Raw genomic sequence first — 24952 nt, 5'->3', positions numbered from 1 at the left:
ACTACGATGGCCAAACAAATGCCCGAACTCGATGAGTACAAATATGGTTTTAGAGATGAGCACAAGGCTGTATTCCAAAGCGGTAAAGGTCTGACGCGCGAAATCGTGGCGGAAATTTCCAAAATGAAGGGCGAGCCGGATTGGATGCTGCAGTTCCGCTTGAAATCGCTGGAACAATTTTTTGCAATGCCGATGCCTCGTTGGGGCGGCAATTTGGACGATCTGGATTTTAACGATATCCAGTACTACGTAAAACCTTCCGAGAAGCAAGGCAAAACGTGGGAAGAAGTTCCGACGGAAATTAAAGAAACTTTCGACAAGCTGGGGATCCCGGAAGCCGAGCAAAAGTTCCTGGCGGGCGTATCCGCGCAGTACGAATCCGAGGTCGTCTACCACAGCATGCAAAAAGAGCTTGAAGAGCAAGGCGTTATCTTCACCGATACTGATACGGCGCTTCGCGAATATCCGGAGTTGTTCAAAGAATATTTCGGCACGGTCATTCCGCCAAGCGATAACAAATTTGCCGCACTGAACAGTGCCGTATGGTCCGGCGGCTCCTTCATCTATGTGCCAAAAGGCGTGAAATGCGAAGTGCCTTTGCAAGCTTACTTCCGCATCAACTCCGAAAACATGGGGCAATTCGAGCGCACGCTGATCATTACGGACGAGGACAGCTTCGTGCACTATGTAGAAGGCTGTACAGCTCCTATCTACAGCACGAACTCCCTGCACAGCGCCGTAGTTGAGATCGTCTGCAAGAAAAACTCCCGCGCCCGCTATACAACGATTCAAAACTGGGCGCCGAACATTTACAACCTCGTTACCAAACGTGCCGTTGCCGAAGAAAATGCGACGATGGAATGGGTCGATGGCAACATCGGTTCCAAACTGACCATGAAATATCCGGCCGTCGTTCTTAAAGGCCGCGGCGCCAAAGGGATGGTACTGTCCATCGCCGTAGCAGGCAAAGGACAGCATCAGGACGCCGGCGCCAAAATGACGCATCTGGCTCCGGAAACGACGTCGACGATCGTCTCGAAGTCGATTTCCAAGCACGGCGGCAAGGTGACGTACCGCGGACTTGCTTCCTTCGGACGCAATTCCCAAGGCTCAAAAGCGAACATCAAATGCGATACGCTCATTTTGGATAACGAATCCACATCGGATACAATTCCTTATAACGAAATTATGAACGACAACATTACGCTGGAGCATGAAGCGACGGTATCCAAAGTATCCGAGGATCAACTCTTCTACCTGATGAGCCGCGGCCTTACCGAAGCGGAAGCTACGCAAATGATCGTTATGGGCTTCATCGAACCGTTCACGAAAGAACTTCCGATGGAGTACGCCGTAGAGATGAATAGATTGATCAAATTCGAGATGGAAGGCTCCATCGGTTAATCAAAAAAGCTCCCTGACGCTAACGCTAAAGGGAGTTTTTTGCTTTTGGCGCAGCCGCTTTTTCCTGCATGTGCCTCTCCCGGCACGGTTGGGTTGAGGCGCCTCACGGCGGTTGGTATCCTTGTTAAGGAGAAAACCTGCAAAAGTGCAGGTTTTCTCCATGTAAATGGTTCATTTTGGCGAAAAGCCTGCGATTGTGCAGGAGTTTTGACCCAATAGGTCTGTATCTCAAGTTGGAGAGGAAAAAACTGTAGTTTTGCAGGAATGTTTTGCAGAAACGGCATCCAGGGAGTAAAAGCCTGCACTTTCGCAGGTTTTTACTCCCTGGATGCCGATGATGTGTCAGCTCTAGCGAGCGAGTTTTTCAATTAGCGTCTTGCTCATTTCCGGGACGTATTAGGATACGGTTTAAGCTGTACTTGTACAGGTTCAAGTTGGAGCGACCATTCTTGTCCGAACAAGCCGTACTCATCATATCCCCACATCCACAAAGTTCCGTCTTTTTTTATGACCGCATCGGTGATCTCGCCTGCAAAAACCGCAGCGACATCGGATAACCCTTCAACCTGGGCCAGGGGGCGATTAATTGAAGGTGATAGGGTGCTTACCGTTTCTACATATTTTTTTGGAATATATCCGAAAGTCCAGACGGTACCGTCCTTTTTCAAAGCGATTACATGGTTGCCTCCGATTGCCAGATCAACTACATCGTTTAAGCCTTTAACCGGGGCCGGCGGTTCATCTTTGCCTCCGTCAAATTTCGGGTCTGAAAGGTAGCCGGCTCCCCAGAGCCAAACCGTTCCATCCTTTTTCAGGACGATATGGTCATAGGAATTGCCCTGTCCGAGCTTTACAATATCCGTTAACCCTTGAACTTGCACGGGATTTTGCGTTTTAATTGATGCGAGCATGTTGTTTTCCCGATGATTATATTCCCAGGTCCAGACGGTTCCATCATCCTTCAGGATCAAGGAAGGAGAGATGTCTTTAATGTGGTCGATGCTTTTGACGAGCGTCAGTCCTTCTAGCGGGCGAGATTGGTATTTCTGCAATTCGGTCGTTTTAGCAAAAGCGGGGATGTCTTCCCATACCCACATTTTTCCGTTTTTGTCGACTGCTGCAAAGACATTGTCATGGAAGGAGCAAATTTTTACAATGTGCTCCAGATTGGGGACTTGTGTCCCGAGCTTTGGCGTCGCTTCCCCCCACTTGTCCTTTTGCGAGTCCGATGATTCATCAGAATCGACGGTCCATACGGTACCGTCATCTTTTAATGCGATCCCGAAATTTCTGTTGGAAACGATGCTTACAATATGGTTCATGTTCTCCACCTGAAACAAATTACCCCGGTTAGGCAGCAGATTCATTCTGTAGGCCCGCGACGAGACGGACAATCCCCATCCGTTGCCTTTATCGTCCAATACAAAAGGACGCTTGCCCACATCCGTAATTTGAACCGCTTTTGTACTTTCCGTAACTTTTGCTTGGACGGAAGGCGCTGCTCCGCCTAATACGAACAGACTCATTACGGCGGCTATAGATGTCGTCATTCTTTTTCTTAGCACATTTAAAATCATCCAACAAACCTCCAACTTATAGTAATATTCATTTTACATCCAAACTATAAGTTAGACGCTGGAAGTACAAAAAAAGTTTCTCATCTATACCCTAAAATGGAAAATGAATCATTCCTACCCTTACTTCACTATAAACTCGACTCTCGTGCCGTTGGGATACTGATCCAGCTGGTTTTTGACCCAGCTTCCGGCGCCGCGGTTGTCAGATGGCGTTATGTATTCGATGTTGGCGCCTTTGCCGCCTTCGCGGCACATAGCCATGGGCCATTCATCACGGTCATATCCCTTTTTGACAGGTATGTCCTGGAGCGATGCTTTGCGGTTATCGTCCGCTCCTTCGCGGGCAATGGTGCATACGGCTGATTCGCCGGATTTGATCGCTTCTTTGATGTGTTTTGCCGTTTCCGGGTAACGATCTTTAGGGAACACCAGTTGCACGGTTGCCGGCTTTGTCGGCTCAATGGCTTTGTAAGTGAACAAGCCGCCGCTGAGCAGGACCGAGAGGGATACTAAAATGAAAGCAATTTTCTTACGCAATGATAGGAACTCCTTTACTAGTTAGTTATGAACGGCGAATCGCGAATGACAGTGTAGGGTCCGCCCACAACGGAACGGCGATACTGAACAGCCAATAGGCGAGCACCAAAAAAGAAAGCAGCGCAATAATGAAACCGCCGGAGCGGCCGTTGCGAGTTTTGGCGACGATCCCGCAAATCAAGGCAATGATCCCGAAAACAAGACCGATCGGCGTTGTAATGAGGAGAACGTTCAATGCGATGGCGATCAGGCCAAAGATGACGCTGTAAAGCGAAGAAGCGGAAGCGGGCTTTTCCGGATTCATGTCATTGACACCAGCCTTTCGTTCACGATTTTTATATACTCATTCTCTCCATCTTACCATACGTATTAGCACGAATCTAACGGTAAAAGAGATATGTTGGCCGTTATGGATGCTATTGATGTATATTTGCAAGCGGCTTGTTTCAACCTATGAAGGATCACAACGTTTCCTCAAAGGAGCAGAGATGCCATGTGGAAAAGGCTGAAATTAGCGGCAGCGGGAAGTATGATCGCGGCATTGGCCGTAACAACCGCTTGCAGCGGCTTTAACGCTGCGCCGTTCAGTTCCAAAGCAATTCGCGGAGAGGCCCCATCGCCGCCTGTCATCGGGAGCGTATCCCAGACCGGCCAAGGACAGAAGATGCCGGGCGCCCAGGATGCCATAATTCCCTTAAAACAAATAGGCAATGTGAATTATGTGTCAGCGGGCGATTTGGTAGGCATTCTGAATTTCCAGTCGGATTGGGTGGAAGGCAACGACACTTTCCTTATCGGAGATCACGACTCCAACTTCGAGCTGAGTATGAACTCGACAAAGGCGCGCAAAGACGGCTATGAGCTGAACGTTCATCAGCCTTTCGTCAAGCAGGGTGTTATCGCCTATATTCCGATTTCTGCGCTCGGCGATCTGTTTCAAGAAGATATGTCGTACAAAGTGAGCGAGGGACAGCTCCGCATTCATCCATCGCCAGCCATTGAAGCCCGGAATGAGGATGATCTGGACCCCGGCGGAACGGAGGATGAGCTTGATTTTGCCGACGATCCGAACGATCCTTTTAAAGACGCGGATGAGGCGGCCAATCCGGTTTCGGGGACAGGCGGTTTCCCGATGGCCGAGATTGAAGCATGGTCGCCGGTCGGGCGCGGAGATATTGTTCCCGTCCTGAAAAATACGGATATCAACGCGCTGATTCGCAAAGGCAAGCAGTACATGGGCGTTAAGTATAAATTCGGAGCGGACTCCTACCCGTCTACGGGTCTTTTCGACTGCTCGGCTTTTACGCAATATATTTATGGCAAATTCGGCGTCAAGCTCCCCCGGTTGGCGAGGCAGCAGGCGGCGGAGGGCAATTTGGTCAGCCGCAAAAGCTTGCGAAAAGGCGACTTGCTGTTTTTTTACGTGCCCGGGCGGTTCAAAAGCAATAAAAACGTAGGGCATGTCGGCATGTATATCGGCAATCATCGGATGCTCCATGCGTCGCCTTTATCCGATAAGGGCGTTCAAATTACAAATATCGATACAGCTTATTGGAAGGAAACTTTTTTGCGGGCGAAACGTGTCATATAATGGATTTTATTGTAAAATTAAGGTCTGTCTCCGGGACAGGCTTTTTTATTTTTGCTTTTTTTTGAAACAATTCGGGAGGTCCTGCGTTTTACTTAGTAGGCAGTCTGATGAATACAACACATTTTGTCGAAACGAGGAGGTTTGCAATGAACATCGTGCTTTACGAAAAAATGGCGGACGGCGGACTCAGCAAAATTCACGAACGCGCGTGGGACGAAAAGCTGGTCATGGCGCTGGAAGCGGCTAATTATTTGCTAATCGGGGGCAAGGAATATGAAATGATCGAGGGCAGATTGAATCTGGACCTCAACGTACTTGAATTGCTGCTTGCTGCAGGAGGGGAAGCGGACGACCGCGCAGGGGGAGATCAGCTTTGAAACAGCCGTTGAAAGTATTATCCACTTCTCTAGGCCTTTTGCTTGCGGGACATATGCTTTTGATTCCTGCCGGGTCTGCGGAAACGGCTGCTTCCGGCAGCACCCCTCAGCTTGTCGAATGGTCGACGGATCAGGTCAAGGCTTATTTTGACGCAAGTGCGGACTGGAATTTGCCGAATGCGGCCGTGCAGGGAGAGAAGCTTCCGGAATCAACGGAAGAGCCGCAAGCCGGCGGAGGGACATCGGGCGGCAGCGCGCCGGTCGTCGTCAACAATTACGGAGGCGGCCTCGGTTGGGACGATTTGCTTTTATATCATCTGATTTTGAACAGCGGCCGTTCCTATTCATCCAGCAGTTGGGCAAACAGCCATCCTTCCTACGATTACCGGACGAAACAAAAGTATGTCCCGAAAACATATACCGGCGATACTTTTGCCAACCGTTCCAAAACAAAGACACCTACGACTTCGAGCGGAACAGGATCTTTTACGACCAATAAATCCAAAACCGGCTCAAGCTCCAGTGCCAAAGCCACTCCATCAAGCGGCAGCTCGGGCGGAGGTGCAAGCAGCTCAAAAACGAGCACAGACGCCGGTTCAAAAGCGAATACGGATAGCGGTGCAAAAGCGAGTACGGGCAGCAGTACAAAAACGGGCGCGGACACCAGCTCAAAAGCAAGCACAAGCAGCAGCAGCTCCAGTAAAAGCACAAGCTCAAGCACAAGCTCAAGCACAAGTTCAATCACAAGCTCAAAATCGAGCTCGACATCGTCCGGCAGCATTGGCGGCAGGTCCAGCGGGTTCAGCTCAAGTTCCAGTTCCAGCTCCAGTTCCGGGGGTTGACGAAAATGGCGTATGAAGTTATGGGCACTCCTTCTCCCGATCGGAGCAGCCGGGTGAAGCAGCTTGCCGAGCTCGGCTTTACTTGGGCGGATCTGGAACAGGAAGCCTACTGGATTGACCAACTCGTCGCGATGGACCACGGCACGTACGAGGAATTGCTGGCCGCCGCGGGAAAGCTTTGGATCGTTTTTGACAAAGCTGCGCGATTCGTCCTTGGGCGGCGGGATCTGTATGCAGCGCTCTCCATCCCGGAAGTGCTGTGGGACGGCTTGGACCGCCTCGAGCCGAACGGTCCGGGGCTTTTGAGCCGGTATGCGCGGTTCGATTTCGCCGTCGATCAAGAAGGCGGCATCAAACTGTTGGAGCTTAATGCCGACACACCGACGGGCTACATCGAAGCCTCGATGGCGACGCCGTGGATGTGCGCGCAGTATGGAATCGACTCGCCTAACAGTGGCATGAAAGAGCTCGTGCGCCAGGCCTGGGAAGCGGAAGCCCCCGATTATGCGGCATGCGTCGCTTACGGCCGTCATGCGGAGGACTCGGGGACGATAGACGCTCTTGTCGCCCATAGCGGACGGACAATAACGTGCGTCGATTGTCTCGATTTATGGATCGACGAAGGCGTCGTGAAAGTCGGGGAGGAGCACACGATTCAAACCATGTTCGCCCTGTATCCGAAAGAATGGATGGGCATCGACGACGGCGGCGAAGCGCTGGCCTATTCGCTGGAAGAGGGACACCTCAGCTTGTTTAATCCGCTCCATGCAGTCATTTTGCAATCAAAAGGGCTGCAGGCCGTTATTTGGGGGCTTCATGAGCTTGGCGCCGACCTATTCACGGAAGAGGAACATTCGGTCATTCAAGCTTACATGCTGGCTACTTATACGATGCCCGTGCTGGACGGCGGATACGTGTCCAAGTCGATGTTCGGCCGGGAGGGCGGTTCCGTGGAGCTTTACGATGCGGAAGGCGCGCTGGAGACAAAGGACGAGGCGGGATTCGACACGAGTGTGTTTTTTCAAAGAGTTTACCAGCAGCGTGCGGATTTGCCCAAGCTGGCTTTTCATCATGCAGAGCTGCATCTGCTCACCGGATTGTTCGTGCTGAACGGCGAGCCTTGCGGTCTGCTGGGCCGCGCAGGCGGGATCATCACCGGGAATTCGAGCCATTTTGTAGCGATAGGAGTGAAATCAACTTGAAGCAAAATCGATTTTGGCTCATGGCGGGAGTCTTTGCAGCCATCATTTTCATTATAGGGTTTTTCGTCGTCGCTAACGGCAGCAAATCGCCGGATCAGGACAAAGCCGCTTCGGGAGCCGGCGGCAGTGAGATTCCGTGGGACTATCGGGTAACGGAAGGCAAAGTCGGCGACTTGCTGGACGGGGATATGCTGCTGCTGCCGAACAATGAACGGATTTCCAATGATCAAAATTTTGCGACCGGCGATCAGGCTTGGGTGCTTAATTATATGAATGCAAGCATGAAAACGGACGCTGAGGGCCGGAACGATGTGACACTGTCGCAATGGAAGCCGATCAAAACATTCAAGACCAAGGAAGATGCGGAGAAGGATTTGTCCGAGTTGAAAAAGGAAGTGAAGACCACGGTGGACCTGGTAGGCGTGTACAAAACGGAGTTGGACGGAAAATACCGCTATTTTGCGGTAGCGGATTTGCCGACGGGGCAAAAGATCAAGCAGCCGATCGGAGAGGACCGCTATACCAGCCTTAAGGATAAAAAGCAGGTGGACGTTATTTTGGAAGAAGTTCACGATTACGGCGATTACGATCAAGCAATGGCAAAATTCAGGGGGTGGGCAGATTGATGGTATGGAATCTTGTACTTAGCTTTTTCGTCATCGTATTGCTTCAATTCGCCGGGATGTATTTGTTCAGTCTAATGACTCCCTACCGCGATATGGAAGAAATCAATAACGGCAATCTGGCCGTAGGCATTACAATGGGAGGCAAGTTCGTTGCCTCGTCCATTGTGCTTGCGATTGCGGCGTATACGAACTCCTCGATCTTGCATATGAGCCTGTGGTTCGCGGTAGGGTATGTATGTTTGATTGCGGCTTACTGGGTGTTTGACTGGCTGACGCCGGGCGTCAAGCTGTCGGACCAGCTTCGCCAAGGCAATGTTGCCGTAGGGACGATGCTTGCGGCCGTCTATGTCGGGATCGCTTTGACGGTCAGCAGCCTGATCGTCTGATAAGGCTACATGGCGATTTGCGTGATTTCTACATCGCCAAGCTGAGACAAGTCGAGAAACTCGTCTTCGATTTTAACGAGCGGCCGGAAGAAGTCGGAAGGGTTGGTCATGATGATTTTTCCGGTTCTTCCGTCGCTTAGCAACACTTTTTTGCCGATAAAGTTAGGAATCATGTGCCGTATGAAAACTTGCGTAATTTGCGGGTCCAGCTCGCCGAAGCTCATGCGGTGCAGTTCCTTCAGGACGTACAGCAGATCGCGTTTTTCCTGGTACACACGGTTGTTGATCATCGCGCTGTAGACGTCTGCAACCGCGACGATACGGGCGTAGGAATGAATGTCCTTGTTGATTTTGCGCAGCGGATAACCGGTGCCGTTAATGCGTTCGTGATGCTGCAGGGCAGCCAGGGCGATAGCCTGTTCCTGCAAGGAATCGCGAATGATTTCAAAGCCGTAAATCGTATGTTTTTTGACTTCATCGTATTCGTCATTGGTAAGCTTGCCGGGCTTTTGCAAAATGCTCGGGTCGATTTTGCTTTTGCCGATATCGTGGAGATAGCCGGCCTTACCTATGTATAGAGCTTCTTTTTCCGATTTTTCCATCCATTTGGCGATGTAATAGGAAAGCATGCCTACTTGTACGCTGTGCTGATAGGTGTAGTCATCCGGGCTGTTTAAAGAAAGCAGCAGAGAGACGACATCTTTTTCGTTCCGACACGAGTCGATCAGCGGATTGAAAGAGGCCTCGATCGCTTCATTGTCAATGAGCTTACCGGAGCCGGCTTTGCCAAACAGATCTTTGAATCCATCAATAGCACTTTGAAAACCAAGGGATTGTGCGGGGCTTGCTTCAATGTCAGCGGTTTCATCAGGTTCTGCTCCATCCGCGCTTCTCGGAAAAATGTCAACATAGTCGACATTGTGCATGTTTAGCAGATGGATATCGCTGCCGCTGAGCGAGGTTCCGGCCGACAGGAGATTCAATCCCGCGGCATTGTAGGTGTCGCTCATCAAAGTATCGCCAACTACTAGCTGTAAGACATGTGTGCGCATAAGTAAGTCCTTTCTACAGCCTATATATCTAAAGTAGGTATATAGTTATAGTATCAGCTACTCCTAGAAGTTGGCAATAAGCAAGGATGAGTTTTTGCGTTTTTTACATTCCAATGTAGCGGCTGTAAAGACTTTTGGCATGCGTCAGGTCGCTCGTACCTTGCACCAGAACGCGTCCGTCCGGGAAAATGACGAGCGTGACTTCGGGACCGGCCTGAAATTTGAGCAAAAAGCGGTTTCGCTCCGTAGGACCCAGCGGCGTAAGTCTTTCTTCCCACTGTTCGAGGGTCAGGGACGAAGGGACTACCGGATGGATTTGCACGGAGTCGCGTCCGCAAAGCGTCTGGATGACGTCGCTGTCGTGCATGGCATCCAAATAGTCGTAATGCCCTTTACCGCAGGCGGGACAATCCGGCTTGCGCGCGCCCGCAACGTTAATGGAGGAATTGTGATTGAACCACAAGTCCCATTGCTGCATGCGGTCATTCAAATGCTCCAGATCCCCTACGAGATATTTGATCGCTTCCGTAGCCTGAAAAGAAGCCACGACATGGATAATGCCGCCGATGACGCCGGCCGTATCGCACGTTTCCGCCGTTCCGGCAGCGGGGGCTTGCGGAAACAGGCACCGCAGGCAAGGGGTATGCTTGGGCCGAATCGTCAAAGCGACGCCTCTCGAAGCGACGGCTCCACCGTAGATCCAGGGGATGCCGAGCTTGCTGCTGACGTCGTTGATGAGAAAGCGGACGGAGAAATTATCGGAACCGTCCAGAATAATGTCCACGCCTCCGAGCAGCTGCTCCGCATTCAAAGGATTGAGGTCGACGACGTGCGGCTCGATCGCAACGAGAGAGTTGACGCTCTGCAGCCGCCTTGCCGCTGCAACCGCCTTGGGCATCGAGGAGGCGGCGTCTTCCTCATCGTACAGCATTTGGCGCTGCAAATTGCTGGCCTCGACGAAATCGCGGTCGATCAGACGCACATACCCGACTCCGGCGCGCACCATATGATTGGCAAGCACAGTTCCGAGCGCGCCCATGCCGACGATGGCGACCCTGCTGACGTTCAATTTTTTTTGACCTGCCGTTCCGATCGGAGCAAACAGCGTCTGCCGGGAATAACGGGGATCCACGGCCTGTTCCAAACCGTTATCTATTTGCATGAATGTTCACCTCTTGCAGTCAGTCCGGTTGTTTCAGCGGATTCCAGGTGCCGGTCTGGCTGCCTTTCCACTCCGAACCGTCCTCCCAAATTTCTTTTTTCCAGATCGGAACCGTCTGTTTTAAACGCTCGATGGCATAGCGGCTCGCTTCGTAGCAGTCCGCCCGATGGGGTGTTGACACGGCGATCACGACGCTTGCTTCGGCGATCGCGACTTTGCCCAGCCGATGCGTAATGGCGCACAGCGCCCCCGGCCATTTGGCGCCAATTTCCCCGCCGATCGCTTCCATCGTCTTGATGGCCATAGGCACATAAGCTTCGTATTCCAGAAGCACCGTCCGCTGTCCGGCGGTCATTTCCCGGGTTGTCCCGATAAAAACGAGAGAAGCGCCGTGATTCGGGTGGTTAACTTTGCCGGCCACCTCCGCCGCATCGATGGCGTCGAACGTAACCGCATATTTCGAAGGCTCCGGCTGCCCGCCCGACACGGGAGGGATCAGAGCCAGCTCGTCGTTCTCGGAGACGGTCTCCTCTTCGCCGGCGTAGGCCTGGTTCTTGGCGACAAAACAGGCGTGCAGCATGACTGCAGCGGCCGGATGCCGTTCGGCGATGAGCTGTTTTAATTGTGCTATAGATACAGTTTCCTGTTCCGTTTCCATAGTAAGGACGGAAGTTTCCAGCAGATCCGCGAGACCTGCGAAGAGCTGTATGGTTACTCTCATGGCTGTGTGCACCTCTTGGCTTGATGTCGATTCCCTACAGCATATCATATTTTTGCGGGAAAATGGTATAATGAGGCATGTCAGGCAATCTGCCGTACAGAAAGAAGGGAACTGACGTATATGGGAGAGCGAATGAGCATACAAGTGAAAGACAAGCATATAGCCGCCGAGGTGTTTGCCGTGGAGGAGATGGCGGCCCTGGCCGAGCTGAGCTTGCCGTTGGAGGAGCGGGTTCCGGCCGTGCGTGGAGAAGCTTTTGATCTGAAATCGTGGTATCAGGGATGGAGGCAAAAGCACGGGGCGACGGATGCTCCGCAGCCTACCCATCTGAAAGTCGAGGCCGCCGATGAATTCCAGGCTTTGATTCCGTGGTCCCAGGCCGACCGGGCGTTGTTTTTGTATGCCCAGGACGGCGAGCCGCTGAGCAAGGGGTATCCGATCCGGCTGTACGTTCCGGACGGTAGCAGCGAATGCCTGAATGTCAAGAGCGTCGTCAGCATATGGTTTCTCCATGATGCGGGGCTGGGGAACAAAGCGGCATTCGGCTTCAAAAATTCGGTATCTCCGGATGAGCTGAAATTCAAGAAATGAGCGGAATTCGTCGGATAGATCCCAGGAGGTGAACGTATTGGTTAGTGGGCTGCGCAAACTAGTCATTTTGCATACGAACGACATACACAGCCATTTTGAACAGATGCCGAAAATCAGCGCGTACTTTCAAAGCGTACGAAGCTCGCTGCCTGCGGATCAAGTGCTGGCGCTCGATATCGGAGACCACATGGACCGGATGCGGCCGGAAACGGAAGGCACCGGCGGGGTTGCGAACGTGGAGATTATGAACGCCACCGGCTACGAAGCGATGGCTGTGGGCAACAACGAAGGGCTTACTTTTACCCCGGATGCGCTTGGCGCCGTATTTCGCGAGCATGCCCGGTTTCCGGTCATCGCCAGCAATGTGCTGGATGCGGCAACGAACCGGACGCCGGACTGGATGCTTCCGTATTTGATCGTTCATAAGTCGGGGCTGCGGATCGCCTTGATCAGCGTCACGGCCGCTTATACCGACTACTACGAGCTGCTTGGCTGGCACGTTGCCGAGCCGCTGCAAGCCGTCGCCGAGATGACGGAGCGGCTGCGGCCGCAGGCGGATCTCTTCGTCGTCATGTCCCATCTGGGACTGCGGATGGATCAGCACATGGCGGAGGAACTGGAAGGCATCGACCTGATCCTCGGCGGCCATACGCACCATCTGCTCGAGGAGCCGCTCTTGATCGGCGGCACCTATATTGCCGCGGCCGGCAAGTTCGGCGCTTACACCGGCCGCATCGATCTTGCCTACGATCCGGCCGGCCGCCGGATCGCCGAGCTCCGCGGCGTCGTCGTGCCGATGGACGGCGCCGCCGAAGACAGCAGCGTCACCGCGCTGCTGGAGAGCTACCGCAAGTCTAGCGCCGCCGCGCTGGACGAGGAAGTCGCGCGGCTGCGGCAGCCGCTGCGCCTTGATTGGTACGGCGAGTCCCCGCTGGGCAACTTGCTTGCCGCGGGGCTTCGCCGATGGACCGGCGCCGAGATCGGGCTGGTCAACAGCGGCCAGCTCCTTCAGGGGCTGAAGGAGGGGCGCATTACCCGCGGGCGGCTGCTGGAAATCTGCCCGGGGCCGATCAACCCCTGCCGCCTGCGGCTCAGCGGGGCCAATCTGCTGCAAGCGCTCGAAGAGTCGCTGCTTGGCGAATTTATGGAGAAGCCGATACGGGGCTACGGCTTCCGGGGCGAGGTGCTGGGCGTTCTGTGCGTCGACGGCATGCGCGTCGAAACGGACAGCTCCCGCCCGCCTTACGAACGCGTAATCGCCGCGACAGTCGGCGGCGAGCCGCTGGAGCCGGACCGCGAATATACGATCGGTACGATCGACATGTTCACGTTCGGCTCCGGCTATATGTCGCTGGGCAAGGGCAGCGACATCGAATATATGCTCCCGGAGTTTATCCGGGATGTGCTGGCCGCGCAGCTTCGGGACGAAGAGGCGGTCAAGAGCTGCGGGGACCAGCGGTTCACGGACCGAAGCCGCGCGAATTTTGCGGAAGAATAGTTCCAATTGACGATCTTTGTCGGATGTATTGTCAGATATGCATATAGTTAGGTAGAATATATAATCGGACAGGAGATTACCATAAACGAACTATTCGAAGGGGGAAGCCATGTACCACATTTGGGAAGCATTTATTATTGGCATTGTGGAAGGATTAACCGAATTTTTGCCCGTATCCTCGACAGGACATATGATCCTGACTCAAAACTTGATGAAAATTAACGATAACGACCCGGTCATCCAGACGTTTAACTTTTTTATTCAATTGGGAGCTATTTTGGCCGTCGTGCTGATTTATTGGAAACGGATTTTGTCGCTGTTCGGATTGATCCGCAGAAAAAGCGACAGCCCTACCGGGAGAAAGCTGAACCTGCTGCACATTCTGGTCGGCATTTTGCCTGCGGGCGTAATCGGCGTACTCTTCAACGATTATGTCGATAAGTATCTGTTCAATGCAACAACGGTGCTGGTCGGTCTCGTGTTGGGCGGTATTCTTCTGATACTCGGCGAGAAACGAAAAGAACGCCCGTCTACCGAAGTGATGGACGATTTGACGTACAAGCAGGCATTTTTCATCGGTATGTGGCAGCTGCTTTCCATATGGCCGGGATTTTCCCGATCCGGATCGACGATTGCCGGCGGCATGCTCTCGGGAGTAAGCCGGGCGGCCGCTGCGGATTTTACGTTTATTATGGCGATCCCGGTCATGTTCGGGGCTTCCGGCATATATGTGCTCAAGAACCATTCGTCTTTGTCCATTGACTATCTTGGATTTTTCCTTACAGGCTTCTTCGTTTCGTTCATCGTCGCACTGCTGGCGGTCGTAACGTTCATCAGACTGGTGCAGCGCATGAAGCTTACATATTTTGCCTACTATCGCTTTATCGTTGCCATTATTTTTGCTTTATACTTGTATTTGTAAAAAAATTGTACCTTAGAACTAGATCGAACCGTGCCGAATGGTGCGGTTTTTCTATTGCTCTTTTTTATGAAATCTATTACATTTAGAAGAAAGATGAAATAAAATTTGCCAGAGTCTTTCACCTAAGCGAGGGAAGCAAAATGCGCTTAATGCCGATCAACATGTGTAAACCGGGAATGAGGCTGGCCAAAAATATTTACAACGAAGAGGGCCTGGTTCTGCTCGCTGTGAATGTAGAGCTTACGGAGCGACTTATAGAAAGGCTTTTCGTCTACGGCATCGACTATATATACATAGCGGATCCGCGTACGGATGATATCATACAGCCTGATTTGATACAGGAAGAGACGAGAAGAAAAGCGATACACGAAATTCGCAGCACGTTCCGCAGCATGATGGAGAATTCGCATAAGCGCAGCGCTGTCAGCTATTATGATTTGGGGCGCAAATTCCGCGAAGTGATGGCGATGATTATCGACGATGTAAGCAGTCATCAGGAAGCGATGGTCATGCTGAATCATATGAATATTACGGACAATTACTTGTTTCAGCATTCATTGAACGTAAGCATTTATGCAACCATGCTCGGAATCAGCTATGGCTACAACCGCGACAATCTCGTGGCGCTCGGAGTCGGGGCGCTGCTTCACGATATCGGCAAGACCAAAATTCCATTGGACATTTTACGCAAGCCGTCGCAATTAACCCACGAGGAATTCGACGAGATGAAGAACCATACGACCTACGGGTTCAATATCCTGAAAGAAGAACCCAACATTCCGCTCGTTTCCGCCCATTGCGCCTTACAGCATCACGAACGGATCAACGGCAGCGGTTATCCGCGGGGCATTCACGGAAATGACATTCACGAGTTCGCCCGCTGGATCGGCTTGGTGGATTCGTATGACGCGATGACGACCATGCGGGTGTACCGCCGTCCGATGCTGCCTCATCAAGCGATGGAGCAGTTGTTCGCAGGGTCCGGCACGATGTACGATCAGAGCAAAATCGCGCTCTTCCGGGACAAAGTCGCCATCTATCCGCTCGGAATTCCGGTGCGCTTGAATACGGGCGAGTCCGGAATCGTATCCAAACTGCACATTACGGTTCCGCACCGTCCCGTTGTCCGTATTTTGCAGGATGAATCCGGTCAAGATTTGAAAGAGCCGTACGAAATCGATCTGTCCGTAAAGCTGAACATTCTCATAACGGATGTCGGAGATACGCATGTGGGAGAAGTTGCATCCGACAAAGGCATACCTACGATTTTTTGAGATACAATATAAGCTAACGAATCAAGAACCTGGGAAACCGGGTTCTTTCTTATTTTGTCGGATCCGGAGGGGTTGACGTGAGGAATACGGAATCGAAAGGGAGCTTTTGGCGATGGGGCTATGCGATGCACCGATTCAGGTGGCCGGTGTTAATCGCCGGCCTTGTGCTGCTTCTCGGATTTGCGTTCTTTGCTCAAAAGACGCCCGGCCTGCTCAAAGATAACGGCTTTACGCCGAAAGGCAGCGAATCCGACCGCGGGCTCGCCGGGCTACAGCAGGAACTGGGGCTTCCCGTCACTTTGCTGAACCTGGTATATACGGGCAAAGGATACGATTTCACGGAGCAGCGGAATCAGCAGGCGGTTCTGAACTCGCTGAAAGAGCTCGGCAAGCTGCCCTATGTCGGACAAATCAGCTTATCCGGCGTTCCGCGTCTGGAAGGTCGTCGCGACGTTCAGGCCGCAGCCGTGCCGCTCAATCTGGAAACGAACGAGGCGTTGGAAAAATTCCCGGAGATCAAGCAAAGAGTCATCCCGCCTGCGGGAATGAATGTGTATGTCACCGGCGGACCGGCCATTCTGTACGATATGCAGGAAGCCAGCAAACGCGATATCGCCAAATCGGAAGCGATAGGTCTGCCGATTGCGCTGCTTGTTTTACTTGTGGTATTCGGCACTTTGGTGGCGGCGATGCTCCCGCTCGTCGTAGGCATAATGAGTGTTACGCTGACGCTTGGAATTACTTATTTTATTGCCCAGCATCAATCGTTGTCCAACTTTTTACCGAACATGGTGACGATGCTGGGGCTGGCGGTTGGCCTCGATTATGCGCTGTTTCTCGTGAGCCGCTACCGGGAGGAGCTGGGCAAGCAGCCCGGGGTGGCCGAAGCCGTGGCCATGACCTGCCATATGGCCGGCAAATCGATATTTTTTTCCGGCATCGCGGTATTGATCGGTCTGCTCGGCATGCTGTTCGTGGACCTCACTTTTTTTCGCTCGCTGTGCCTTGGCGGCGTGATCGTCGTTTCCATTTCCGTCATCGCCGCCAATACGGTGCTGCTCGCCCTGCTTGCCGTCCTGGGGCACAAAATAAACGCCCTGCAGATCATCCCCCGGCGGTTCCGCAAGGAAAGGACTTCCCTCTTCTGGGAGAAGGTGGCGTACGGCGTCATGAAACGCCCGCTGCTGCTGATCGTTGTTGTCGGCGGCGCGCTCATATACACGATGACGCCGATCGGCTCGATGAAGCTCAGCGTGCCGAACGCCGAGGTGCTTCCTCCGGCCTACGAATCCCGGTACGGATCGGATCTGATGAAGACGGCGTACGATTCACGGAAGCTGAATCCGATCCAGATTCTCATCCGCACGCGAGCGGAGGTTTGGGAGGAGGAGGCGATTCGGCAGGTGCGCGGACTGGAGAGCAAAGTGGCGGCAATCTCCGGCGTCCGGGAGGTGAGCAGCTATATCAGCCCGTTTGGCCGGCTTTCCGACGCAGAGCTGGCGGCGGTGCTGGCCTCACCGTCTGCAAGGGCGCCGATCGAACAGGGCAAGCTGGCAAAAGCGCATACCGCGCTCATGGTCGTAACCCCCCGGCAGGACCCGGACGACCCTGCAACCGATGGGCTTGTCAGGGATTTGCGCAAACTGGACCCGGACGGCCTGGATATCGAGATAACCGGGGGTCCCGCGTATCGTCTGGACATTATCGACCGGATTCAGAGCCGCATCCCCGAAGTGCTGGCTTTTGTAATGGGCATTACGTATATCGTACTGCTGCTGGCTTTTCGTTCGGTGCTCCTTCCGCTTAAAGCCGTGCTCATGAATATGCTGAGCCTGGGGGCGAGCTTGGGCATCGTCGTGCTTATTTTTCAATACGGCTATTTGTCGGACATGCTGCGGATTACTTCCATCGGGTATGTCAGCGCAACGCTGCCCGTCATTATTTTTTGCATCGTGTTCGGGATTTCGATGGATTACGAGGTGTTTCTTATTTCGCGGATTATGGAGGAGTACGAAAGCACCGGAGACAACGAAGCGAGCACGGCCGCGGGCCTGACAAAAACCGGAAGCTTGATTACGAGCGCGGCGTTTATTTTGGTCGTCGTGGTCGGCTCCTTTATTTTCACGGACATCGAAATTATGAAGGCATTGGGGCTCGGTCTCGGGCTGGCCGTCCTGATCGATGCGACCGTCATCCGCGTCATGCTCGTGCCCGCGCTTATGAAGCTGCTGGGCAAAGCGAACTGGTGGGCGCCCCGCTGGGTAAAAAAGCGCAGGATTTCGGAGCGCGGGGGCTAGTGCGAGCGAGGGAGGCATGTTTCACTTTTTACTTTGCATAAGTTACAATATAGGTCATAGAATTAGGCACAATAAGATGCCGGCTAAATCAAGGAAACGATAGGTCAGGTGTAAACAGCATGAATATAAATGCACAAGCGGCCAGCCCGCTGCTGCCGGAGCTGTCCCCGGCGTACGATCCGTGGGATCCGCTGCGGTCGTATCGAAAGTACGGCAAACATGTATTGACGAGCGTGGAGTTAACGATCACGAACCTTTGCAATATGCGCTGCGAGCACTGCGCGGTCGGGGATTCCCTGACGATGACGGAAGGACCGCGAATTCCGGTTGCCGAGATGCTCAGGCTGCTCGACCGGGTCGAACATTTGGAGACGATCAGTCTAACCGGCGGAGAGCCGTCATACCATGAGAAAACGGTCAAAGAGTACATGCTGCCGATTCTGAAATACGCCCGCGAACGGGGAATTCGCACGCAGATTAACTCGAACCTGACGCTGAATTTGGCCAGATACGAGCTGATCGCTCCTTATCTCGACGTGATGCATATCTCGTTCAATTATTTGAATGCGGAAGATTTTCATCGGGTCGGGTTCGTGAACAGCAGCCATCCGGTCAGTCTAGAGACGGCTTCGCGGATGTATGAGCGGATGGTCGAAAATACGGTCGCGCTGAGCAAAGGCGGGCTGTACGTCTCCGCCGAATCGATGATCAATACCCGGACGCATGAAAAATTGCCCGATATCCACAAACTGATCGTAGAGATGGGCTGCAGGCGCCACGAGGTTCATCCGATGTACCCGAGCTCCTTTGCCGCGCATCTGCCGATGCTGTCGCTTGAGCAGCTCCGCGGCGCCATACACCGGCTGCTGGACAGCCGGAATCAGGAGCTCTGGATGCTGTTCGGCACTTTGCCGTTCTTTGCTTGCAACGAGGAAGAACAGGACCGCAAGCTGATTCAAAGGCTAAGAAGCGAGCCGAACGTAACGATGCGCAACGACCCGGACGGCCGCAACCGGCTGAACGTGAATTTGTTCACCGGAGACGTGTACGTCACCGATTTTGCCAATGAGCCGCCGCTGGGCAGCGTGTACCGGGACGATCTCGATACGATATTCGCCAGATGGGAAAGCCATCCGCTCAACCTGCGCGTCAACTGCTACTGCAGCGCCGCCGACTGCTGCGGGCCGAATTTGCTGGTGGCGGAATCGTATTACCGGAACGTGGATTTCAAAAGCCGAAAAGCTATCATTTAATCTTTTTTAAAGGAGATCCTTTTCGTTGGAACATACTTCGTTCGAACCCGACCGTATATTCTTAAATTTGGCGCTCGTGCTCGTGCTGGTGCTGCTGAACGGCTTTTTCGTAGCGGCCGAGTTTGCGCTGGTCAAGGTGCGGCAGTCCAGGCTGCAGCAGCTTGTCAATGAAGGGAGCAACAGGGCTCAATACGCGATGGCGGTCACGAACCAACTGGACACTTATTTGTCGGCCACCCAGCTCGGCATTACGCTCGCTTCGCTGGGACTCGGCTGGGTCGGGGAGCCGGCCGTCTCGGAGCTGATCATCCAGCCGCTGCTGTATGCTCTGCATATCGAGCCGTCCGTGTACACCCAAACGCTGTCGTTCGTCGTGTCGTTCGCGATTATTACTTTTTTGCACATCGTGCTCGGAGAGCTTGCGCCCAAATCGCTCGCCATCCAAAAAGCGGAGACGACCTCGCTCTGGCTATCCGCGCCGCTGTTGTTTTTTTATAAAATATTCCGGCCGATTATTTGGCTGCTCAACGGGGCGGCGAACGCTTTTCTGAGATGGCTGGGCGTAGAGCCGGCGAGCGAGCACGAAGCCGCGCATACGGAGGAAGAAATCCGGATATTAATGGATGAGAGCGTGAAAAGCGGACATATCGACCAAGACGAAATGGCGTTGTTTGACAACATCTTCGAATTCTCGGAACGGATGGCGCGGGAAGTTATGCTGCCCCGCACGGATATGGACTGCCTGTTTCTCGATTTGAGCTTTTATGAAAACCTGCAAATCGTGCATGAAACGAAGCATACCCGGTACCCTGTCGGGGTGGAGGATAAAGACCAGATCGTCGGCTTCGTCCATATTGCCGATTTGCTGACGGCCGACCCCGACGAGGAGCAGGATTTGCAAACTTTCATTCGCCCGATCCTGAACGTGCCGGAGTCCATGGAAGTGAGCCGGGTGCTCAAGCTTATGCAAAAAAAGCATTCCCAGCTTGCGGTTGTCATTGACGAATACGGCGGCACGGCGGGGCTTTTGACGCTTGAAGATATTTTGGAGGAAATCGTCGGCGAGCTGCACGACGAATTTGACACCGACGAGCGGCCCGGCATCGAAGTGAAGGATACGTACACCTCGGTCGACGGCCGGGTGCTGATCGAGGATTTGAACGATATGCTGGATCTGGATATCGAGGACGATGAAGTCGACTCCATCGGCGGCTGGCTGTTCAAGAAGCTCGAAGGGGCTCCCGTCAAAGGGAAAAAAGTTGAGTTCGGCAAACATATTTTTGAGGTTTCCGAAGTCGACCGCTTGCGGATCATACGGATACATATATACACTCAGCTGAGCGAAGCATAGAACGGAATAGGCGGAGGGTTCACATGTCTTTAAAAACCGTAGTAATCATGGCGCTCGGAATGCTGCTTTTGTACGGATTGTTTACGGTCGGGCTGCCTTTTTTGCTGGCGCTGGTTGCGGCCATATTTTTGGACCCGGTCACCGTGCTTTTGATGCGCGTCGTGCGGCTGAACCGGGTCGCGGTGGCGACGGTCGTCTGCACGCTGTTCACGCTGCTGACGCTTGCGTTGTTTTATTTTATCGGGCTGAACGTCGTGACCGAGCTTATCGATCTGGCCCGCAATGCGCCGAGCTATATGAACGAAGTGAACCGTTACGTCGATCAGGCGGTCAAGCAGACGCAGATTTTTTACGAATCCTTGCCGTCGGATATCGCCGATCAACTGCAGAGCTGGCTGGAAAGCAGCACGACCTCTTTGACGCAGGCGTTTACGAAGCTTTTGACGGGCATTTCCGGCTTTTTCCTTAGTCTGGCGGGAAAAATACCGAACATGTTCGTTTGGCTGATCGTATTCGTCATCGCCTTGTATTTGTTCATGTTCAGTCTGCCCAAGCTGAAAGCCGCATTCCTGTCGATGTTCGAGGAACAGTCCAAAACGAAAATGGAGAACGTGCTGATCAACCTGCGGCAGGCGATTTTCGGATTTATCCGCGCCCAGCTTATTATGGCGGTTTTGACGTACATGGTCACATTCATAGGGCTTTTGATTTTGCGTGCCGACTATCCGCTCGCCATTTCGCTCGTCGTGATGGTGATGGAATTCGTGCCCGTAATCGGTACGGGAATGGTGTTTATCCCCTGGTTCGGCTATCAGCTGCTGGTCGGGCATACGGCGATGGGGATCAGCCTGCTTGTGCTGTTCCTGGTCTTGACGATTTTCCGCCGGATCGTCGAGCCGAAAGTGCTGAGCGACGCCGTGGGCATCAATGCGTTGGCCGCTTTGATCAGTTTGTATGTCGGTTTTGAGCTTATGGGCATCAAGGGCTTGTTTCTCGGCCCGCTCGTCGTCATCATTTATCAGGCTATGCGCCGCGCCGGCCTTTTGAAGCTGAACATCAAATTGGAGTAGAGGAGGGGGGAAGTCTCCGGCATGAAGCTGATTTTATTCGATTTGGACGATACTTTGTTCGATTTCTCGGAAACGTGGAACGTCGTGCTGAAACGGATGTTTGCGGAGCACGATGTTACCGGCCGCTACGAGACGGAAGCTTTCTTCACCGCGTTTCAAAAGAAAAGCGACGAGCTCTTTCACTTGTATGAGCAGCGAATTTGCTCGATTGACGAGTACCGCAGCCGCAGGCTGATCGAGACTTTGCACGATCACGGATACGCGATGCGGACGGAGGAGGCGGACGCGTTCAACCGCGAATTCGTAGACCGGTATTTGCTCAGCCTGAAGCCGGACCCGGGTGTAAGGGAGCTGCTGCTGCGGCTCGGGGAACGGTACAGGCTCGGCATCGTCACGAACGGCCCGCACGATATGCAGGAAAGGAAGCTCGACAAGCTCGGCTTGCGGGATTTGTTTCCGGCGGACAGCGTGTGGATCTCCAATGCGGTCGGAGTGGCCAAGCCGGACCCGCGCATTTACAGGCTGGCGCTTGACCGCTTTCAAGTGCAGCCCGAAGAATCCGTATTCGTCGGAGATTCGTGGGAGGCGGACGTCGCCGGTCCGATCCGGATCGGCATGAAAGCGATATGGCTGAACAAATATGGCAAAAAGCAGGGGCAGGACGCCGTCCCATTGGCCAGCATTGCTCATTTGAATGAACTTATCGATCTTTTATTGTAAAAAGATCGCCCTTCACCTTTTGTGGGGAGGGGCGGTCTTTTTCTTTGCCGGGTGCAGCCGCGGCCGGAATGGCGGGAAAGCCTGCGAAACACCCATAGCGTTGGGGACGCCACTCCACAGGCACTGCCTGCGGTGCGTGGAAAGGCTGCAAAAGCACGCAGCAGTGCCGGCAGTGCGTGTGAAGGCTGCAAAAGCACGCAGCAGTGCCCGCGGTGCGTGTGAAGGCTGCAAAAGCACGCAGCAGTGCCTGCGGTGCGTGTGAAGGCTACAAAAGCACGCAGCAGTGCCTGCTGGTGCGTGTGAAGGCTGCAAAAGCACGCAGCAGTGCCTGCGGTGCGTGCGAAGGCTACAAAAGCACGCAGCAGTGCCTGCGGTGCGTGTGAAGGCCGCAACAGCACGCAGCAGTGTGTAGAAAACCTGCAAAAGTGCAGGTTTTTGCTCGTTTAGACACTTGTTGCGAGAAATTCCTGCAATTGTGCAGGCTTTTCCGCGCTAAGTAGGGTCCAGAGCCATTTTGACTTGGAATTCCTGCATTTTCGCAGGCTTTTTGCCAAAATGAGCTGATTTCACGAAAAAAGCCTGCACTTTCGCAGGCTTTTCGGGCTGCTAACCGCTAAACGAAACGAACGGCACTGCAGTTTGCGGAGAAGCTCAGCGCAGCAAGATGACAACGGCAGTCGGAGCGAAAAATAATCTGCAAACGCGCTCGGCAGCGACTCGGATTTTTTTGGCGGCCGAAAGGGCTTATTTAGCTTTTGTGCTTAGTAGATGCGCTTCGCTCCGGCATACTTGGGTGCCCAGTAGGTGCTGTCCATGCTTTGAGCGTAAACTCCTGCGGAGCGGGTGACGGACAGGAACCGGTTGTCTCCCATGTAAAAGCCGACGTGATCGACGGCGCCGGGGGCGGCAACGGAAAAGAAGACAAGGTCGCCCGGCTGCAGGTTGGCTTTTGTAATCGGAGCTCCCATTTGGTAGAGCGCGCTGGAAGTCGTGCGGTCCATGCTAACCCCATGGGTTTTGAACATGTAGTATACAAAACCGGAGCAGTCGAAGCCCTGCGGAGCCGCGCCTCCCCACACATACGGCGTGTGCAAAAAATTCATTGCATCGCCAAGCAACGCGTTTTTGACAAGCGCATGATCGATACCCGTCCGGGTGGCGGCGTCAACAGCGCCGGTTGCGGGAAATTCGTACGCTTTTTGAAAATTTTTGACCGAATCGGCGGTAATCGCGCCATAATAGCCGGTCACCGTTGGATAAGTGAAGTAGCCGAGCGTTTTCAGGTTTTGCTGGAGCGTCGATACGGAGTCGCCCCTCATTCCTTGCGTCAGCGTGGAAACGGATGCCGTGGGCGCGGCGAAGGCGGGAACTGCGGGTATAACATTTGCGGCGGATGCTGTTATAAGGATTGCGGCTGTAGCGAGAATCAGCTTGCGTGCGATCATCGTTGCGGTCTCCTCCTTGTGCTGGAAGTCTGACGGGTAGAGTTGCTTTTGTGCACGACTATTTACTGTGCCGCTCACGCTGCATAAACACCTCAGGTTCACCGGGCGGACTCCCAGTACCTCGTCATAAACATTTTCCAAGTATGGAATGGTTTTATTGTAGCGGCCAATCTATGGATCGAACAATATGGAAATGTTGGAAAAACGTGAATTTTGGTCAAGTTATTCCGCATATATCCTCTATATAGGCCTCTCTGCCGATGCGGGCAGAGCGATGCGAATTTGCTTGCAAAGAGGAGGATACACATGCATTCGCAATTCAAAGCGTACTATCCGTTTGTCGGCCCTTTTGATCCTTGTCCGCCGATTCGCACCAAATTTTACAATACGCCGCCTCAGCTATATATGACGTTTCAGCCCCCGGGATTGCCGCAGTTCAGTCCTTACGAAGCTCTCAGGATCGGAACGCTGTGGCCGGCTCTGTACGGACCTTATGAAGCGAAAATGGTCGAAGGGAGGGAGCCAACGTGAGCCAAATGCGCTCGGACGAATACTACAGGCAGCTTCATGACCTGCAAACGGTGGACTTTGTACTGATCGAACTGACGCTGTATTTGGACACTCATCCGGACGATTATGACGCACTTCATCAATACAATCAGTTTGCGGAAAAAAGAATGCATCTCGTCCAACATTTTGAAATGGAATTCGGCCCGTTAAAGGCGTACGGCCAAAGTTTCTCCAAATACCCGTGGCAGTGGGTGGAAGCGCCTTGGCCATGGCAGGTCTGAAGGGTGAGGAGGTTTAGCGGATGTGGATTTATGAAAAAAAACTGCAATATCCGGTTCGCGTCAGCAAATGCGATCCGTATATGGCAAAACTGCTGCTTGAACAGTACGGCGGAGCGGATGGGGAGCTGGCGGCGGCGCTCAGGTACTTGAATCAGCGGTACTCCATACCCGACAAAGTGATCGGGCTGCTGACGGACATCGGTACGGAGGAATTTGCGCATTTGGAAATGATTGCCACAATGGTATACAAGTAAACCATAAGT

At 53.2% G+C, this 24952-nt stretch carries 26 protein-coding genes and 1 pseudogene; 19 read left to right on the top strand and 8 right to left on the bottom strand.

Features of this window, described 5'->3' with window-relative positions; all coding sequences use genetic code 11:
• The first annotated feature begins 6 nt into the window (after nt 1–6).
• Nucleotides 7–1404 (top strand): Fe-S cluster assembly protein SufB, encoded by a 1398-nt coding sequence (gene sufB, locus AC3G2T_RS28260; protein WP_474679775.1) that lies wholly within the window; start codon nt 7–9, stop codon nt 1402–1404.
• On the opposite strand, the gene AC3G2T_RS28255 is transcribed toward sufB, so the two are convergent.
• From AC3G2T_RS28255 to AC3G2T_RS28240, 4 genes are all read right to left on the bottom strand, one after another.
• Nucleotides 1401–1709, bottom strand: a complete 309-nt coding sequence (locus AC3G2T_RS28255) for a hypothetical protein (protein WP_488437655.1) — start codon at nt 1707–1709, stop codon at nt 1401–1403. The genes sufB and AC3G2T_RS28255 overlap by 4 nt on opposite strands.
• 75 nt (nt 1710–1784) lie before the next feature.
• A complete protein-coding gene (locus AC3G2T_RS28250; protein WP_488437654.1) occupies nt 1785–2981 on the bottom strand; it encodes an RCC1 domain-containing protein in 1197 nt (398 codons plus the stop codon).
• Between the two features lie 120 nt (nt 2982–3101).
• Complete coding sequence (locus tag AC3G2T_RS28245; RefSeq protein WP_474679856.1) at nt 3102–3461, bottom strand: NucA/NucB deoxyribonuclease domain-containing protein; 360 nt, start codon at nt 3459–3461, stop codon at nt 3102–3104.
• A gap of 82 nt (nt 3462–3543) precedes the next feature.
• Complete coding sequence (locus tag AC3G2T_RS28240; protein ID WP_474679773.1) at nt 3544–3822, bottom strand: hypothetical protein; 279 nt, start codon at nt 3820–3822, stop codon at nt 3544–3546.
• 189 nt (nt 3823–4011) lie between these two features.
• Here AC3G2T_RS28240 and AC3G2T_RS28235 point away from each other — a divergent pair, with 189 nt between their 5' ends.
• From AC3G2T_RS28235 to AC3G2T_RS28210, 6 genes are all read left to right on the top strand, one after another.
• Nucleotides 4012–5109: a C40 family peptidase gene (locus AC3G2T_RS28235; RefSeq protein ID WP_488437653.1), complete on the top strand. Its 1098-nt coding sequence runs from the start codon at nt 4012–4014 to the stop codon at nt 5107–5109.
• Nucleotides 5110–5255: 146 nt separating this feature from the next.
• Nucleotides 5256–5486: a hypothetical protein gene (locus AC3G2T_RS28230; RefSeq protein WP_488437652.1), complete on the top strand. Its 231-nt coding sequence runs from the start codon at nt 5256–5258 to the stop codon at nt 5484–5486.
• A complete protein-coding gene (locus AC3G2T_RS28225; protein ID WP_488437651.1) occupies nt 5483–6328 on the top strand; it encodes a hypothetical protein in 846 nt (281 codons plus the stop codon). The genes AC3G2T_RS28230 and AC3G2T_RS28225 overlap by 4 nt, the downstream gene beginning before the upstream one ends.
• Nucleotides 6329–6333: 5 nt before the next feature.
• Complete coding sequence (locus AC3G2T_RS28220) at nt 6334–7530, top strand: glutathionylspermidine synthase family protein (RefSeq protein ID WP_488437650.1); 1197 nt, start codon at nt 6334–6336, stop codon at nt 7528–7530.
• Entirely contained in the window at nt 7527–8156 is a 630-nt protein-coding gene (locus AC3G2T_RS28215) for a signal peptide protein (RefSeq protein WP_488437649.1), read from the top strand. Before AC3G2T_RS28220 ends, AC3G2T_RS28215 begins: the two co-directional genes overlap by 4 nt.
• Nucleotides 8156–8542 carry a DUF350 domain-containing protein gene (locus AC3G2T_RS28210; RefSeq protein ID WP_488437687.1) on the top strand — a complete coding sequence of 129 codons (387 nt, stop codon included), beginning with the start codon at nt 8156–8158 and terminating at the stop codon, nt 8540–8542. The genes AC3G2T_RS28215 and AC3G2T_RS28210 overlap by 1 nt, the downstream gene beginning before the upstream one ends.
• Before the next feature lie 5 nt (nt 8543–8547).
• Here the strand turns inward: AC3G2T_RS28210 and AC3G2T_RS28205 are convergent, their stop codons facing one another.
• The 3 genes from AC3G2T_RS28205 to AC3G2T_RS28195 all read right to left on the bottom strand — a co-directional run bounded on the left by AC3G2T_RS28205 (nt 8548) and on the right by AC3G2T_RS28195 (nt 11477).
• Nucleotides 8548–9594, bottom strand: coding sequence for an HD-GYP domain-containing protein (locus AC3G2T_RS28205; RefSeq protein ID WP_488437648.1), 1047 nt, complete (start codon nt 9592–9594; stop codon nt 8548–8550).
• 103 nt (nt 9595–9697) lie between these two features.
• A complete protein-coding gene (locus tag AC3G2T_RS28200) occupies nt 9698–10756 on the bottom strand; it encodes a ThiF family adenylyltransferase (protein WP_488437647.1) in 1059 nt (352 codons plus the stop codon).
• A gap of 19 nt (nt 10757–10775) precedes the next feature.
• Entirely contained in the window at nt 10776–11477 is a 702-nt protein-coding gene (locus AC3G2T_RS28195; RefSeq protein WP_488437646.1) for a molybdenum cofactor biosynthesis protein, read from the bottom strand.
• 132 nt (nt 11478–11609) lie between these two features.
• Between AC3G2T_RS28195 and AC3G2T_RS28190 the strand changes: the two genes are divergently transcribed.
• From AC3G2T_RS28190 to AC3G2T_RS28150, 9 genes are all read left to right on the top strand, one after another.
• Nucleotides 11610–12068, top strand: a complete 459-nt coding sequence (locus AC3G2T_RS28190; protein WP_488437645.1) for a molybdopterin-dependent oxidoreductase — start codon at nt 11610–11612, stop codon at nt 12066–12068.
• A 37-nt stretch (nt 12069–12105) separates the two neighbouring features.
• Nucleotides 12106–13566 carry a bifunctional metallophosphatase/5'-nucleotidase gene (locus AC3G2T_RS28185; RefSeq protein WP_488437644.1) on the top strand — a complete coding sequence of 487 codons (1461 nt, stop codon included), beginning with the start codon at nt 12106–12108 and terminating at the stop codon, nt 13564–13566.
• Between the two features lie 109 nt (nt 13567–13675).
• The gene (locus tag AC3G2T_RS28180; RefSeq protein ID WP_474679762.1) at nt 13676–14488 is read left to right on the top strand and encodes an undecaprenyl-diphosphate phosphatase; all 813 of its coding nucleotides are present in this window, start codon (nt 13676–13678) and stop codon (nt 14486–14488) included.
• Between the two features lie 140 nt (nt 14489–14628).
• Nucleotides 14629–15762 carry an HD-GYP domain-containing protein gene (locus tag AC3G2T_RS28175; RefSeq protein ID WP_474679760.1) on the top strand — a complete coding sequence of 378 codons (1134 nt, stop codon included), beginning with the start codon at nt 14629–14631 and terminating at the stop codon, nt 15760–15762.
• A 77-nt stretch (nt 15763–15839) separates the two neighbouring features.
• Nucleotides 15840–18059, top strand: coding sequence for an MMPL family transporter (locus AC3G2T_RS28170; RefSeq protein WP_488437643.1), 2220 nt, complete (start codon nt 15840–15842; stop codon nt 18057–18059).
• Between the two features lie 119 nt (nt 18060–18178).
• Nucleotides 18179–19312 carry a radical SAM/CxCxxxxC motif protein YfkAB gene (gene yfkAB, locus AC3G2T_RS28165; RefSeq protein WP_488437642.1) on the top strand — a complete coding sequence of 378 codons (1134 nt, stop codon included), beginning with the start codon at nt 18179–18181 and terminating at the stop codon, nt 19310–19312.
• Nucleotides 19313–19337: 25 nt separating this feature from the next.
• Entirely contained in the window at nt 19338–20663 is a 1326-nt protein-coding gene (locus AC3G2T_RS28160; protein ID WP_474679757.1) for a hemolysin family protein, read from the top strand.
• Nucleotides 20664–20686: 23 nt separating this feature from the next.
• Nucleotides 20687–21733 (top strand): sporulation integral membrane protein YtvI, encoded by a 1047-nt coding sequence (gene ytvI, locus AC3G2T_RS28155; RefSeq protein WP_474679756.1) that lies wholly within the window; start codon nt 20687–20689, stop codon nt 21731–21733.
• Nucleotides 21734–21754: 21 nt separating this feature from the next.
• Nucleotides 21755–22453, top strand: coding sequence for an HAD family hydrolase (locus AC3G2T_RS28150; RefSeq protein ID WP_474679755.1), 699 nt, complete (start codon nt 21755–21757; stop codon nt 22451–22453).
• Between the two features lie 761 nt (nt 22454–23214).
• Here AC3G2T_RS28150 and AC3G2T_RS28145 read toward each other — a convergent pair.
• Entirely contained in the window at nt 23215–23898 is a 684-nt protein-coding gene (locus AC3G2T_RS28145) for a C40 family peptidase (protein ID WP_488437641.1), read from the bottom strand.
• A gap of 306 nt (nt 23899–24204) precedes the next feature.
• Here AC3G2T_RS28145 and AC3G2T_RS28140 point away from each other — a divergent pair, with 306 nt between their 5' ends.
• The 3 genes and pseudogenes from AC3G2T_RS28140 to AC3G2T_RS28130 form a co-directional block, all read left to right on the top strand.
• Complete coding sequence (locus AC3G2T_RS28140; RefSeq protein ID WP_474679753.1) at nt 24205–24429, top strand: spore coat associated protein CotJA; 225 nt, start codon at nt 24205–24207, stop codon at nt 24427–24429.
• A 5-nt stretch (nt 24430–24434) separates the two neighbouring features.
• Nucleotides 24435–24689 (top strand): spore coat protein CotJB, encoded by a 255-nt coding sequence (locus AC3G2T_RS28135; protein WP_488437686.1) that lies wholly within the window; start codon nt 24435–24437, stop codon nt 24687–24689.
• 20 nt (nt 24690–24709) lie between these two features.
• Nucleotides 24710–24940, top strand: a pseudogene (locus AC3G2T_RS28130) (manganese catalase family protein); the annotation flags it as partial.
• Between the last annotated feature and the right edge of the window lie 12 nt (nt 24941–24952).

It is taken from the genome of Paenibacillus sp. sgz302191, from assembly GCF_057749925.1.
This window is presented reverse-complemented; position numbering and strand designations above follow the sequence as displayed.

Bases quoted from the DNA above. Each gene is read 5' to 3' on its own strand.
- sufB (WP_474679775.1), top strand. From the start codon at position 7: ATGGCCAAACAAATGCCCGAACTCGATGAGTACAAATATGGTTTTAGA.
- AC3G2T_RS28250 (WP_488437654.1), bottom strand. From the start codon at position 2,981: ATGATTTTAAATGTGCTAAGAAAAAGAATGACGACATCTATAGCCGCC.
- AC3G2T_RS28240 (WP_474679773.1), bottom strand. From the start codon at position 3,822: ATGAATCCGGAAAAGCCCGCTTCCGCTTCTTCGCTTTACAGCGTCATC.
- AC3G2T_RS28235 (WP_488437653.1), top strand. From the start codon at position 4,012: ATGTGGAAAAGGCTGAAATTAGCGGCAGCGGGAAGTATGATCGCGGCA.
- AC3G2T_RS28230 (WP_488437652.1), top strand. From the start codon at position 5,256: ATGAACATCGTGCTTTACGAAAAAATGGCGGACGGCGGACTCAGCAAA.
- AC3G2T_RS28220 (WP_488437650.1), top strand. From the start codon at position 6,334: ATGGCGTATGAAGTTATGGGCACTCCTTCTCCCGATCGGAGCAGCCGG.
- AC3G2T_RS28210 (WP_488437687.1), top strand. From the start codon at position 8,156: ATGGTATGGAATCTTGTACTTAGCTTTTTCGTCATCGTATTGCTTCAA.
- AC3G2T_RS28205 (WP_488437648.1), bottom strand. From the start codon at position 9,594: ATGCGCACACATGTCTTACAGCTAGTAGTTGGCGATACTTTGATGAGC.
- AC3G2T_RS28200 (WP_488437647.1), bottom strand. From the start codon at position 10,756: ATGCAAATAGATAACGGTTTGGAACAGGCCGTGGATCCCCGTTATTCC.
- AC3G2T_RS28195 (WP_488437646.1), bottom strand. From the start codon at position 11,477: ATGAGAGTAACCATACAGCTCTTCGCAGGTCTCGCGGATCTGCTGGAA.
- AC3G2T_RS28190 (WP_488437645.1), top strand. From the start codon at position 11,610: ATGAGCATACAAGTGAAAGACAAGCATATAGCCGCCGAGGTGTTTGCC.
- AC3G2T_RS28180 (WP_474679762.1), top strand. From the start codon at position 13,676: ATGTACCACATTTGGGAAGCATTTATTATTGGCATTGTGGAAGGATTA.
- AC3G2T_RS28175 (WP_474679760.1), top strand. From the start codon at position 14,629: ATGCGCTTAATGCCGATCAACATGTGTAAACCGGGAATGAGGCTGGCC.
- yfkAB (WP_488437642.1), top strand. From the start codon at position 18,179: ATGAATATAAATGCACAAGCGGCCAGCCCGCTGCTGCCGGAGCTGTCC.
- ytvI (WP_474679756.1), top strand. From the start codon at position 20,687: ATGTCTTTAAAAACCGTAGTAATCATGGCGCTCGGAATGCTGCTTTTG.
- AC3G2T_RS28150 (WP_474679755.1), top strand. From the start codon at position 21,755: ATGAAGCTGATTTTATTCGATTTGGACGATACTTTGTTCGATTTCTCG.
- AC3G2T_RS28145 (WP_488437641.1), bottom strand. From the start codon at position 23,898: ATGATCGCACGCAAGCTGATTCTCGCTACAGCCGCAATCCTTATAACA.
- AC3G2T_RS28140 (WP_474679753.1), top strand. From the start codon at position 24,205: ATGCATTCGCAATTCAAAGCGTACTATCCGTTTGTCGGCCCTTTTGAT.
- AC3G2T_RS28135 (WP_488437686.1), top strand. From the start codon at position 24,435: ATGCGCTCGGACGAATACTACAGGCAGCTTCATGACCTGCAAACGGTG.